This window comes from candidate division KSB1 bacterium (assembly GCA_034506255.1).
Classification (GTDB): domain Bacteria; phylum Zhuqueibacterota; class Zhuqueibacteria; order Zhuqueibacterales; family Zhuqueibacteraceae; genus Coneutiohabitans; species Coneutiohabitans thermophilus.
The window spans coordinates 297,092-309,619 of record JAPDPX010000008.1; the positions used below are offsets into that span (position 1 = coordinate 297,092).

Below are 12,528 nucleotides of genomic sequence, written 5' to 3' on the forward strand. Positions count from 1 at the left end.
CGACACTTTTCAACCAAAACAAGGCCGGCCTTTGTTTCAACCCGTTCCGGCTTGGCGCCGCCTGCCAGGTCCGCTTTCAACGATTGGTGGATAAACGCGCATGCGCTATGGCTTGATCTCTGACATTCACGGCAATCTCGAAGCGCTGGAAACCGTGCTGGCGGAGCTCGAGCAGGAAAAGGTCGATGCCATCCTGTGTCTCGGCGACATCGTGGGCTACGGCCCCAACCCCGATGAGTGCGTCAAGCTGGTGCAAGCGCACGCCGCGGTCTGCCTGAAGGGCAATCATGATGAAGCCAGCCTGGACGACACCGACCTGAGCTTCTTCAACTACGTGGCGCGTGAGGCCATCGAATGGACCAGCGCGCAGCTCAGCGCCGAGGCCAAGCAGTTTTTGCGGCGCCTGCCCTACACCCATGAATTCGAAGATTACCTGCTGGTCCATGCCTCGCCCTTCGAGCCGCATGAGTGGAACTACATCACTTCCTGGGAGGGTGCCGAGCAGAGCTTTCAAGCGTTCCATCAGCGCGCTTGTTTTGTCGGACATTCGCATTCCCCGCTGGTGGTCAGCCGTGACCGTTTTGGCGCGATGCAACTGCTGCAGACCTATCCGCTGAAGTTCGAGGAGCAGCACCGCTATCTGGTCAATGTCGGCAGCGTCGGCCAGCCGCGCGACTCCAACCCGGCGGCCGCCTTTGGCATTTTGGACACCGGCAAGAGAGAGTACAGTCTGCGCCGCGCGCTTTATCCCGTGAGCGAAACCCAGAAGAAGATTCGCGCCGCAGGCCTGCCGGGCTTTTTGGCGGATCGGCTGGCGGAGGGGAGATAAGCGGTTCGTGATCTGATTTATATTGGAGAACAAATATGATCAACCCTCATCTTTTTTAGCCAATGCCATTCGTGTTTTGTTGTGGTGCAGCTTGGCAATCGAGCTTGCTGCACAAGACTCAGCCCAAAGCGGTAAACAACTCGCGTTTCGAAAAGTCGATGTTCCCATCGAAGGCGAATACATTGATGCGGTTTTTTATTCTGACTCTTTATCACAAGCGCTGCGGCCCAAGATCATTATCAGAGAAGAAAGCGTCGATTTCATGACGCGTGAGGGCGCGCTCCAGCATCGTGTCATCACACGCACCGGGCGCTACGCCATGATGGCCGCGAATGGCAAGTTCATTGGTTTTTATAATCTCGATCGTTTTATTGTGTACAAAGACACGGGAGAATTGTTATGGCAAGATACGCCACCCGAGGAGGGCAGCGAAGATGTGCCCGAGCGGGGGTATAGAATTTCTTCTCAAGGCAATGTGTGCACCCTGCTGCGACACAAAGGAAGTATCATTTTCCATAGCCAGCACGGCGCAGTGCTGGCCGAATACGCTATTACCGACGGAATGTCTCGCACTCTCGAAGGAGAGTGGTCGCCCGATGGGCAGTATTTCCTTGCCTATCATGGCATGAGGATCACGCAGTTGCATCTTTTTGATGCAAGAGGCGCAAAACTGTGGAACAGGAGCCTGGAGCAAAAATATGTTGTTGAAGTTGAATTTTCTCCGCAGTCGAAGTGGATATTTTTAGGGTATCATGATCTTTCCAATCGAACTTCCGGAAACGCAATTTTAACGACGCTTAATGGTTCTATTGTTCATGATTGGAGTCATGTCGGCCTTTTGCCCCCGTTTGTTCATGGTTGGAGCCACGCCGCATTATTGTCCCCGTTCTTTTCGGTTGATGAGAGATATGCCCTGGCACAAGGCAACTATCAGAAGGAGCGGCCGGATCAACAATTGGTATTGTTTGATATTCAAACCGGCGCAAAGCAATTTGAAATTCTCTGGCCCAAGCACATCATTGACTACACTGTTTTCTCCAACGCCGGAACGATCTATATTTTACAAGATTCTGAAGTAATCAAATTGGACATGAGTGGTGCCATGGTGGGAAAAATTGATTTCGGACATTTGGGGCTTTCACGAGATCGGTTGCGAATTGACGATGGATCAACTGCGGATCGAGTACTCATTCGCAGCCATCAGCGTTTTCTAATTCTGAATGAGGGCGAGTGAAGTGAAGAGAAAATGATAAAAGCGACTCTCTTTTGAAAAAGGCTAAAACGCATGATTCAAATTCACTACTCGCAGCCGGTTTTCAGAACATTCTTTCTGCTGGCTTTTTGCATGATGACGCTCACGATGTGCGCAGTTTCTCAAGCGCAGATCTGCCCTTCGCAGTCGTATCAATGGCCGGTTGTTCCCGGCGGAAATACGCAGTAACGGTTAAATTCCACTTTTATGGAATATCGCGCCGGACATTTTCACGATGGCATCGACATCCAGGCTGATTCCGGAACCTCGGTAATCACCTGCAGTGACAACATGATGGTACTAAGTATTGACACGGTTAATACCTATCAGGGGCATCCAGATAAAGCAGTATTTGTTCAGGAATTGGATGCCCCTTACAGGATGTTTTTCTATGATCACTTGCAATCAATAGCCACAGGGCTGAATGTCAACTCAATTTTAGGCGCCGCAGGTGATGAAATCGGCATTACAAATTTCAGGAATCATCTTCATTTTAATGAAGGTGACGACAACCAAGAAGTCCACCCGCTACGCGACAACGAGTCCCTATGCAGCTTTTCCGACACGACAAGACCCCAAATTACAAATTTTCGCGTCCACAAAGAGGGGCAGTATGGTTGCGATGGCCAAATGCCAAAAGATGATGCCGGAATATACAATGTTACCGGCAGGGTGGATTTCCTTGTGAAGGCGAACGACATCATCTCCGGCCCCGGGGGCTCGAACACCGGACTTTTCGGTGTCGAGTATGAAATTTGGGACTCAACGCCAACCAAGCTGGCCGGTAACAGCATCTATTTTGACACAACATGGGTAGAAAATCAGCACCTGCACTTTGTTTATGATACGGTGCTTTCGAACTCCAGTAGGTATTGGTATATCCTTACCAACAACTTGACTTCCAACGGCTACTGGGATTCGCAAACCGTTGCTGATGGCGTTTATAATCTTTGTTATTGGGCCGCAGACGTGCGGTTCAACTATCGCGATACCTGCTTTGCCATAAAAGTCGCCAACCACCCCCTCACTCCAATCATTCAAGGTGCAATCGAGGGCGAAGAGCAAGTGGAATTGACCTTCGGCGGCGCCGGCGCCACCAGCTATCGCATCTACTATGACACCGATACCGGCCCGCCGTATCAAGGCACTGGCGCAGACCAAGGCGCCTCTCCCATCGAAATTGCAGTCGATTCGACGGTCACCAAAACCGTTACGCTCACCGGTTTGAGCAACGGCCAAACCTACTATTTTGCCGTCAAGGGCTACAACAGCAACACCGACGAGGAGAGCAATTATTCTGTCGAAGTCAGCGCCACGCCGAACATCTTTCCACCGCCCACGCCTGAAAATCTCGCGGCCAGCCTCAACAGCGCGGGCTTCGTGCAGCTCATGTGGCAGGAGAATGATTCCTCCACCGCCGAAGCTGCGGGCGTCATTATCTTTCGCAGCCAAACCAGCGGCAGCGGTTTCAGCGCCATTGACAGCGTAGCCACGGAGAGCTTTACCGACTACACGGTTTCACCCAATGTGACTTACTACTACAAAGTGCAAGCCTACAATTCTGCCGGCAACAGCTCGCAAACCGCGCAAGTCAGCCAGCTCGCCGGCTTGAGCGGAACACTCACCGGCAATATTACGTGGAGCACGCCCGGTGCTATTCTTGCCGGCGAGGTCGAGCTGCCCTCGGGCAACAGCATCACCGTGCAAGCCGGCGCGAACATCACCGCGGCCACTGGCGCGGGCGTAGTGATGAAAATCTATGGTGTTTTCAACGTCAACGGCACGGAAGCTTCTCCGGTCACCTTTGACCGCAGCGGCAGCTCGGGCAATTGGATCGGCATTCGTTACAAAGCCAACAGCGAAGGCACGATCAGTTGGGCGACGATTCGTTATGCGCAGAAGGGCGTGTGGGTGGATAATGAAGACAGCATCGTGCTGGAGCATTGCACCATCGAGAATTTTGCCAGCCATGGCGTTTATCTCAACGGCGCCGGAACCACGGTGCAGAACTGTACGATTCGTGATGCTGCCGGCGGGGCGCATGGGGTTTATATCACTGGAACCTGCAATCCCAGCACTTTGAATACGAGCATCAGCAATGCGCCCATTGGCATCATGCGCGATACCGGCTCGCAGGCTTGCGTCACAATTGATGGAAACGACATTTCGAATTGCAGCAATGCCGGCATCAGGTCTTGGGCGCAAACGCCACCATCCGCAACAACAGCATTCACGGTTGCGGCTATGGCATTCGCCTGCAAACCGGATCGAACGCCAGCATTCATGACAACGATATTCACGCCAACACCACCGGTGTTTATTTCGAGCAAAGCCAGCCGAATAATTTAAAGTGGAACAATTTCGGCTACAGCGGCAGTGTGAGCGTTAACAGCAGCGCAAGCGTGTTGATCAACTGGTTGGGAACGGGCAACAACTTCATGGCCTCCAAGTGGAACAACTTTTACAACAACGGCGGCCTGGATATTTCGAACCAGGACAGTGACACGCTGGCAGCAACCGGGCAATATTGGAACAGCCAGAATCTCAGCGGGCCGGTGAACGCGGCTTCGGCGCAAACCAGTCACAATGCCAATGCCGGACCGGGCGGCGACACCGGGAAACCTGTGGTTTCTGAAGAGGGGGGTGACCAGCCTTTGCCGGCGAATTTTACCTTGCAGCAGAATTATCCCAACCCCTTCAATCCTTCGACGCGCATACGATTTGCGCTGCCGGCGCGCGCCGTGGTTTCATCGACTATTTATGATATGAATGGTAGGATCGTCCGGCACTTGATCAGGCAACAAACATATGAACCGGGATGGCCGGAAGCGACGTGGGACGCACGCAACGATGCGGGCGCAGTAGTGGGATCGGGTATTTACTTCTATCGCCTGGCCGGCCGCAATCTGGAATCCAACGAAAGTTTTGTGCAAACGCATCGACTGCCGTTGCTGCGGTGAGCATAACGATCGGGATTTCACGAAAAGGAAACTTGACAATGGAGATTTCATTTCGTTGGTTGCATATCGCGATAGCTCTTTTCTTGCTTGCGTTTACAAAAACAACCACAGCGCAGCAAGTTGTCGTCGATGAGATTCAAATATCACGCCAGCCCCTGCTCAACGATGAGTTTCAATTGCACGCGGAATTCAAGCTGCCGGACTTTGATGGTGTTCCCCTTGAGCAGATAAACATTGACTACGCCGTTTTGGAGCTGGAGGTCCTGGTGAAGACAGCCGCAGAGTCCGATTTCGGCGCGCTTGAAATACTCGCTGCCGGAGAAAACAAATCTGCGCCATTGGCGGGGTTGAACTACAATCTCAATCCTGTTACCGCGCGAATACGCCAGAACCGCACCGGGATTGATCGCGTTGAATTCGATATCACGCAAATCGTGAGAGCGTGGCTCCACCAGGCTGTGCCGAATCACGGGCTGTTGCTGGTATCGCATCGCACGAGAGGTGAAAAGCCTCTGCGGGAAAATCAGGCGGCTTTCCCGCGCGAGCACGCGTCAAAAATCACCATTCACTACACGGTTTTGGCGGAGTGAAGCAGATTCTATAAAAAGTTGAACACGTAAGTTCAAACCAGGATATTCAAAGATCAACTAAAGGACCAGGGCATGCAGCTTGCGGAACGTACTGCGACGCCGTTTATGTTGTCCACGGCAACCTTCAACAAGGTCAATGATATTCTGCGCGATTTGATCGTCAGCACGCGCGCCGAGTTCGCACTGTTCTGCGATCTCAACGGCAATCCCATCACCCATCATGGCAAAAACATCACGGTGGATTTGGGCGGCTTTGCCGCGCTCACCGCCGGCGACTTTTCCGCCATGCGCGAGATGGCCAGGGTGATCGGTGAAAAAGAGGGCTTCAAATTCATCTTTCAGGAGGGGGAGCGCCGCAACATCTATCTCTGCAATGTCGGCTTCAACTTCCTGCTTGCCATCATCTTCGAAAAGACGGTGGCGCTCGGCCTGGTGCGCATCTTCGCCAACAAAGCCGTCGAGGCGTTGAAACAGGCGCTCGCCCAGGCGCAGGAGGCGGAAAAGAAAACCACTGAAGTGCTCGATGCCGAGTTCGGGTTGTTGCTCGGCAAGGAACTGGACAAGTCCTTCAATCTCTAACGCACCGCAGCGCGCCAAGACACAGGAAGGTTATGTTCGTCAATTGGGCATTTCAAGAAATCAATCTCAAGATTGTTTATTACGGCCCCGGCCTGAGCGGCAAGACCACCAATCTCGAGTACATCTACCACAAGATCGATCCCTCCCTGCGCGGCGAGCTGATCACTCTGAAGACGCGGGAAGAGCGCACGCTGTATTTCGACTTCCTGCAGCTCGAAGTGGGCCGTATCAAGGGCATGAAGCCCAAATTCAACCTCTACACCATTCCCGGCCAGGTGTACTACGCCTACAGCCGCAAAATCATTCTGCGCGGTGTCGATGGCATTGTGTTCGTTGCCGATTCCCAACCCGACCGCATGACGGAAAATCTCGATGCGTTGATGGACCTCGAACAGAACCTCATCGAAGACGGCATGACCCTCGAGGATTTTCCCTGGGTGTTGCAATACAACAAACGCGATTTGCCCCGCGCCCTGCCGCTCGCCGAGATGAATGCCAAATTGAACTTTCACCGCGTGCCGGCGATCGAAGCCGTGGCCTCACGCGGCCAGGGCGTGCTGGAAACGCTCAAGCTGGCGATTCAGGGGGTCGTCAGTCACACCCAGAAAGTGATCTGATGCCACGGCTGCCGGCGGCGGTTGTGGCCAGCCGGCATGTTGCATGCGAGTCGTGCCGCGCCCGACTCAGGAAGAGCACTGTCAAACCGTTGCCACCGGCAACTGAAAGGAAAGAGGCCATGTATCCCGATACCGACACCCTCACCATGACCGAGGCCCCGGAATTTACCAATGCGCCGGCGAAAGCGCCGCAGTTTTCCATTGAACAGAAGATGGCCAGCATTGTGACGCTGGGTAATTACGAAGCCGCGCTGCTGTTCAGTGAAGAAGGCCTGCCGATTGCACAGGCGATCAGCCACGCAGGGCCGGAGACCAACGCCGATCGCATTGCCGAAATGGCGATCACTTTGCAGGAGGTGAGCCGCATGGCTGCCACGGTTGGCGGGATTTCCCGGCTGCGCGAAGTCGCGATCGAGGGGGACAACCATCGCCGCATCGTGTTTCGGTTTTTCCGGGCGTTTGAGCAGGCTGTCGTGCTGGCGGTGGTGGTGCCACCGGGGAAGCCCTATAAACAGAAGACCAACGAGCTGGAGAAGTTGATATTGGGGGAATCCTTCTGATCGCCGGGTCACCCTCCCGGCACAATCAGGGAAGCAGATTGAACACAAAGCCCCGGCATTGCCGCCGGGGCTTTGCATTTTATGAGATCAGCCCCGGCTACTTCACCACACCCAGACCGGCAAAATAGGTTTTGAAGGCCGAGGCCTCGAGGGCAAACGTACCGTCGATGGCCGTGAGATTGATCGGCCGCCACCAACTGATATCATACAACCACACCGTGTCATTCAACGTTTGCACCGTGGCTTCGGTATAGCCCCAGGGATTGCGCAGAATGATATATTTGCGATCGTTGCGATATGCCCATCCCAGGATGGTGTAACAGTGTGACGCCACAATGTTGGCATCGCTATAGATGATTTTTTTCTCGCTGGCCTCGCCACTGGAGTACGTCCAGGCCGTCATCGGATTGAAGGTGCGATAGCTCAGCGAATTGGCGCGCACCAGGTTCCACAGATCGTCGGCGGAGAAGCTCGGGGTGTCATAGTAGAAGCGCCGGCCGCCGGTGAGCTGGGCGGTCGCCCACACGCAGTCTCCCCACGCCGTGGCCGTAATATCGGGATGGTCGCCGGTGATGCCGGTTTTGAGCTTGGCATAGGCCTTTTCATAGACGGCCGGCCAAATTTCCCCGCTCTCGCTCGAGCGGCAATAGATGAAATTGCCATTGCTCAGCGGGACGGCGTCCGTGACCTCGATCTCCCGGTCGAGCTGACCGCCGCTGTCCGGCTTGTAGAAGCGGATCATGTTGAGGAAGCGCTCCTGTGTCGTGCCCACGGCGCGGGTGAGATGCGTGATGCGATAAGGCATGGCCCACGCCACCGCCGACAGGGCGGCGATGTAGTAACAATTGGCCACTGCCCCCTGAACCGGGTCGAAAAACTCCGCGGCTTCGTTGAAAAACCGGCCGGCGTCGCCCCAGGTGCCGTTGGGCGGCGTCCAATCCTTGCTCTGTCCCACGCTTTGAGGGTCAAAGGCGATCGTCGCCACGATGTCTTTGGTGAGCACACGCGCCAGGCGCTGCCACCGTTCCTTGTCAGGCAACCGCAGCCGCAGCATGATCTGGTGCTGCCCCACCAGCTCGGCGCGTTGCACCGCTATCCTGCCAATCTCATTGGTGTCAAAGTGCGGCCCCAGATCCGCGAGCGTCTTGATGGCCGACAAATCCGGCTCCAGGGGATGTTCGAGATCGTTGAGATCGACTCGTACCTCGATATCCAGCAGGGGAGAACGCACCGGCTGGAGTTGCAGATTGGCATCCAAACGCAAGCCGGTATAGAGCGGCCCCTCGAATTTGGGATCGAACAACTCCTCGTAGGGGGTTTGCAGGATATCCTCCAACAACCGTTGCGTGTCGGGGATCTCCCGCCACGGGATTTTGCGGCCAACCACCAACTCGGCCAGCGCGTAGGGATTGATGACCGCTGCATTTTGCGCCATCCCCGCACCGGTTGCCTTTGCTTCTTTGCGAGTCATGCGGAATCTTCCTGGGATTTGATGAGAACCTTCCGGGATTGATCAAGAAATGTAATGCCTCAGCCCCCGTGTGGGGGGCGCAGCGCAGACATTTTGTCTGCAGGCAGGGATGCTTGCACCACTTCCTAGACGTCAGTGAAGGGTTGCCGGTAAATTTGTCCTGCAATCTGAGAGATGCAATCCATCCGGGTTTTGTCTTGGAATTTTTTGTGCAGGAATAGAAAGCAGGGTTTTGGCAGCTTTGCCTGCATCTGTTTGTTGCGGGATGGCTTGTTTTATTCCACCGGCATGCGTTTCGGCATGATACGTTGTCCTATTTGACACAGGCCAGTGCGTGGAATCGTACATGTCAAGTGCAGCAAACAGCAATGCTATGATTTTGATTAATCGAGGCAAAATGCTGCGACGGAGGCGCCTCCGGGGCTGGCATGTCGGTTGCTCAGGCGAAAGACAACAACTGACTGCACTCATGCCATGTGCGCGCGCCAACCGCCGTCCTGCTCGCAGGAGAGAAAGAGAGCAGCGGCGGCCGGAGCGAGTGCCGGCGAAAGAGCTTCACCCCTTCGCTTTCTGTGCCGGACGTGAGTGCCTGTTTATTCATTCGTCAGCCAGAATCCGGACGTTGCCATTGTCTCAAGGAGGTTACCATGAGCAACATCAAGCCGTTTCTGCTCGCGCTCATTGGCGCTGCACTGCTCTTTGGACAACTGCACACTCCTGCACACGGACAGCAGAAGGAGCCAGTGCTTTCCGCCGCGGTGCAGAGTGAAGCGCCGCAGGGCGCAGTCGCGGCCGCCAATCAGGCAACCGCTGCAACCCCCGCCGCCGCGCAAACGGAAGGCGCGCCACTGGGGAAATTGCGGGCGGACAAAGTGACGTCGTTTTTCGTGCGGGACAATGACAGCAACCGCATTCAGCTTTCGATGCTGGTGGCTTACCGGGCGGAGCTGACGAAAGCGGTGCGGGAAATCATCGGGCAAAAAGTGACGCCGCTGGTGTTTTCCGTCTCGACGCTGCCCAACCGCATCGTGAGCTTTGATCCGGCGCAATTGCGTTTCGAGCAAAACGGCCGGCAATGGGCGCCCACCTCCGGCCCGAAAAGCGCGGAGATCCTGCCGCTGGAAGAGAACGGTGTGTTCGGCGGCAAAGTGACGGACGGTGAAGTGCACCAGGGTGTGGTGCTGCTGCCGTCCTGGTTTGATCCGCAACGTCCCATCACCCTGCGCTACGGCGACTTCCATTATCTCGCGAGATTCGCACAATTGGAACAATAGCAGACTCCTCCTCATCTCTTTATCCTTCTTCGGGCAACACCGCCGGCTCGGCATGAGCAGGCAGTGGACGGCGCGCAGTTCATCAGCCGTCTGCGCGAAGAAAACTATGCAGGCGATCCCCTCCTCCGGTCTTGTTTCGTGGAGGAGGGGATTTTCATTTTCCGGCCGGACAGCGGAGCGTTGTCGTGCCGGGGCACACCCCGGCACGAATGCCCGCGACCGCCGTGCACCGCGCGGGCGGCCGAACTCTAATCTTGCATTTCGGCGGGTGAATGCCTATATTTTCGCCGCTTTGAGAAAGCGCCAGAGTGGTGAAATTGGTAGACACGCCAGATTTAGGATCTGGTGCCGCAAGGCGTATGGGTTCGAGTCCCTTCTCTGGCACTTGCAGACCCCACGATCAAGGTGATCGCGGGGCATTTTTAACTATAGCCACAGTGATGTGAGGAGCCGGCCTTGGATGTTCAAATCTCAAACGGCGACAAGTGGAAGCGCCATCTGGAAATCAGTCTCACCTCCACCGAATTCAAACCGCATGTTGAAAAAACGCTGCGTGCCTTTCAAAAACAGGTCCGGCTCGACGGTTTTCGCCCCGGCAAAGTGCCGATGCCTCTCGTCGAAAAGTTGTTTCGTGATGAAGCCAAGCGCAAAACCATAGAAGAGCTGGTGCCGCATTTGCTCGCCGATGTGCGCACGCAACATCACTTGCGCACCGTCGGGCCGGCGCAGCTCGACGAGGTGAAATATGATGAGAACAGCGGTTTGAAGCTGCGCGCCACCGTTGAAGTGGAACCGGTGGCCGAGTTGAAGACATACAGTGGCTTCCGGCTCGATCAGGTGATTTACGAAGTCACGGATGAGGATGTGGAGGAGGTGCTCGCCCGGCTGCGGGAGCAGCACAGTTGGCTGGAAAGCGTGGAGAGCGGGGCCCAGCCCGGCCATTTGGTGACGGCCGACATTCAGGTAACCGACGTCGGTGGCGTGCCGTTGATCGGGCGGCATTACAAGGACCAGCGCCTGCGCATCGCCGCGCCCGGTGAGGACGAGGACGATTTCACGCCGCAATTGATCGGCGTCAAGCCGGAGGAAACGCGCCTGGTGCGGACCACGGTGACGGGTGCCGACGGCACGCCGCAGGAAAAGTACTACCAGGTCACCGTCAGGGAAGTGGCGGAAGTGAAACTGCCGGAGCTGGATGATGAGCTGGCGCGCACGGTGGGCAATTATGAGACGCTCGCCGATTTGCGGCAGGCCATCGCGGAGGACCTGCGCGCCCAGGCGGAGCGGCGCAGCCGGGAGGAATTGCACGACGCGCTCATCGAAGAGATGCTCAAGCACAACCCGTTGGAATTGCCGGAAGGCATGCTGGCTGCCTATACCAATGCCTATTTCGAAAGTCTCCAGGAGACCCTCAAGAACGTGCAAGGCCTCCGGGAGGAGGATTTGCGGGAGGAGGCGCACAAGCGCACGACGCGTTATCTCAAATGGCGCTATCTGCGCGAGCAAGTGGCGGAGATCGAGCATCTGCTCGTCACCGAAGACGACATGCGCGCACACCTCGCCGCCGTGGCCGCGGCACGCAATGAAGACCCGCAGCGCCTGATCAACAAAACGCTCAATGATGAGAAGCAGCGCGAGGATTTGCGCGACCAACTCGAAAATTACAAAGTGCTCACCTTCCTGGCGGGCAGGATGAAGATAGAGCAACGGCGCGTGCCCTACAAAGATCGCAACAAGTCCAGGATCATTACCGCTTAACCCGAGAGATCATTCGACGAAAGGACGGAGTTATGGGTCTGGTTCCAATGGTGGTCGAACAAACGGGGCGTGGCGAACGCGCTTATGATATTTTCTCCCGTTTGCTGAAGGAGCGCATCGTTTTTCTCGGCACCGCCATCGATGATACCATCGCGAGTCTGACGATCGCGCAATTGCTCTTTTTGGAGGCCGAGGATCCGGAGAAGGATATTTTCATTTACATCAACAGCCCGGGCGGCAGTGTGTCCGCCGGGCTGGCGATTTACGACACCATGCAATACATCAAACCGGCGGTCAACACCATCTGCATGGGAATGGCGGCCAGCATGGGTGCCGTGCTGCTGGCGGCCGGCACCAAGGGCAAACGCTTCGCCCTGCCGCATGCCCGCATCATGATTCACCAGCCCTGGGGCGGCTTCCAGGGCCAGGCGGCGGATATTGCCATTCAGGCCACCGAAATCCTCAAGACGCGGGAGCGCATCAACAAAATTCTCGCCGAGCACACCGGCCAGGAGCTCACCCGCATCGAGAAAGATTCCGACCGTGATTTCTTCATGTCTGCCGAGGAGGCCGCACAATATGGCATCATCGATGAGATCATGACCCGCAAGGGCATCAGCAAGAGAAAGTAGGCAACC

Annotated in this window: 12 protein-coding genes and 1 tRNA gene; 12 read left to right on the forward strand and 1 reads right to left on the reverse strand. The window is 55.7% G+C overall.

Annotated elements, in window-relative coordinates; translation table 11 throughout:
- Positions 1-100: 100 nt before the first annotated feature.
- The 8 genes from ONB52_17650 to ONB52_17685 all read left to right on the forward strand — a co-directional run bounded on the left by ONB52_17650 (position 101) and on the right by ONB52_17685 (position 7,387).
- Positions 101-829, forward strand: coding sequence for a metallophosphoesterase family protein (locus ONB52_17650; protein ID MDZ7417960.1), 729 nt, complete (start codon positions 101-103; stop codon positions 827-829).
- A 22-nt stretch (positions 830-851) separates the two neighbouring features.
- Positions 852-2,063 (forward strand): hypothetical protein, encoded by a 1,212-nt coding sequence (locus ONB52_17655; GenBank protein MDZ7417961.1) that lies wholly within the window; start codon positions 852-854, stop codon positions 2,061-2,063.
- 225 nt (positions 2,064-2,288) lie between these two features.
- Entirely contained in the window at positions 2,289-4,430 is a 2,142-nt protein-coding gene (locus tag ONB52_17660) for a right-handed parallel beta-helix repeat-containing protein (GenBank protein MDZ7417962.1), read from the forward strand.
- A complete protein-coding gene (locus tag ONB52_17665; protein MDZ7417963.1) occupies positions 4,337-5,041 on the forward strand; it encodes a T9SS type A sorting domain-containing protein in 705 nt (234 codons plus the stop codon). Before ONB52_17660 ends, ONB52_17665 begins: the two co-directional genes overlap by 94 nt.
- Before the next feature lie 38 nt (positions 5,042-5,079).
- The gene (locus ONB52_17670) at positions 5,080-5,631 is read left to right on the forward strand and encodes a hypothetical protein (GenBank protein MDZ7417964.1); all 552 of its coding nucleotides are present in this window, start codon (positions 5,080-5,082) and stop codon (positions 5,629-5,631) included.
- 72 nt (positions 5,632-5,703) lie between these two features.
- Positions 5,704-6,210: a roadblock/LC7 domain-containing protein gene (locus ONB52_17675; GenBank protein MDZ7417965.1), complete on the forward strand. Its 507-nt coding sequence runs from the start codon at positions 5,704-5,706 to the stop codon at positions 6,208-6,210.
- Between the two features lie 32 nt (positions 6,211-6,242).
- The gene (locus ONB52_17680) at positions 6,243-6,827 is read left to right on the forward strand and encodes an ADP-ribosylation factor-like protein (GenBank protein MDZ7417966.1); all 585 of its coding nucleotides are present in this window, start codon (positions 6,243-6,245) and stop codon (positions 6,825-6,827) included.
- Positions 6,828-6,946: 119 nt separating this feature from the next.
- Positions 6,947-7,387 (forward strand): roadblock/LC7 domain-containing protein, encoded by a 441-nt coding sequence (locus tag ONB52_17685; protein ID MDZ7417967.1) that lies wholly within the window; start codon positions 6,947-6,949, stop codon positions 7,385-7,387.
- Between the two features lie 97 nt (positions 7,388-7,484).
- Here the strand turns inward: ONB52_17685 and ONB52_17690 are convergent, their stop codons facing one another.
- Positions 7,485-8,858 carry a C2 family cysteine protease gene (locus ONB52_17690; protein ID MDZ7417968.1) on the reverse strand — a complete coding sequence of 458 codons (1,374 nt, stop codon included), beginning with the start codon at positions 8,856-8,858 and terminating at the stop codon, positions 7,485-7,487.
- 647 nt (positions 8,859-9,505) lie between these two features.
- On the opposite strand from ONB52_17690, the gene ONB52_17695 reads away from it, so the two are divergent.
- From ONB52_17695 to clpP, 4 genes are all read left to right on the forward strand, one after another.
- The gene (locus ONB52_17695; GenBank protein ID MDZ7417969.1) at positions 9,506-10,132 is read left to right on the forward strand and encodes a hypothetical protein; all 627 of its coding nucleotides are present in this window, start codon (positions 9,506-9,508) and stop codon (positions 10,130-10,132) included.
- 302 nt (positions 10,133-10,434) lie between these two features.
- Positions 10,435-10,516, forward strand: a tRNA-Leu gene (locus ONB52_17700).
- A 72-nt stretch (positions 10,517-10,588) separates the two neighbouring features.
- The gene (tig, locus tag ONB52_17705; protein ID MDZ7417970.1) at positions 10,589-11,890 is read left to right on the forward strand and encodes a trigger factor; all 1,302 of its coding nucleotides are present in this window, start codon (positions 10,589-10,591) and stop codon (positions 11,888-11,890) included.
- A gap of 32 nt (positions 11,891-11,922) precedes the next feature.
- Entirely contained in the window at positions 11,923-12,522 is a 600-nt protein-coding gene (gene clpP, locus ONB52_17710) for an ATP-dependent Clp endopeptidase proteolytic subunit ClpP (protein MDZ7417971.1), read from the forward strand.
- The last annotated feature ends 6 nt before the right edge of the window (positions 12,523-12,528 follow it).

Coding starts and splice junctions, on each gene's coding strand:
- ONB52_17650 (MDZ7417960.1), top strand. CDS start 101: ATGCGCTATGGCTTGATCTCTGACATTCACGGCAATCTCGAAGCGCTG.
- ONB52_17660 (MDZ7417962.1), top strand. CDS start 2,289: ATGGAATATCGCGCCGGACATTTTCACGATGGCATCGACATCCAGGCT.
- ONB52_17670 (MDZ7417964.1), top strand. CDS start 5,080: ATGGAGATTTCATTTCGTTGGTTGCATATCGCGATAGCTCTTTTCTTG.
- ONB52_17675 (MDZ7417965.1), top strand. CDS start 5,704: ATGCAGCTTGCGGAACGTACTGCGACGCCGTTTATGTTGTCCACGGCA.
- ONB52_17680 (MDZ7417966.1), top strand. CDS start 6,243: ATGTTCGTCAATTGGGCATTTCAAGAAATCAATCTCAAGATTGTTTAT.
- ONB52_17685 (MDZ7417967.1), top strand. CDS start 6,947: ATGTATCCCGATACCGACACCCTCACCATGACCGAGGCCCCGGAATTT.
- ONB52_17690 (MDZ7417968.1), bottom strand. CDS start 8,858: ATGACTCGCAAAGAAGCAAAGGCAACCGGTGCGGGGATGGCGCAAAAT.
- ONB52_17695 (MDZ7417969.1), top strand. CDS start 9,506: ATGAGCAACATCAAGCCGTTTCTGCTCGCGCTCATTGGCGCTGCACTG.
- clpP (MDZ7417971.1), top strand. CDS start 11,923: ATGGGTCTGGTTCCAATGGTGGTCGAACAAACGGGGCGTGGCGAACGC.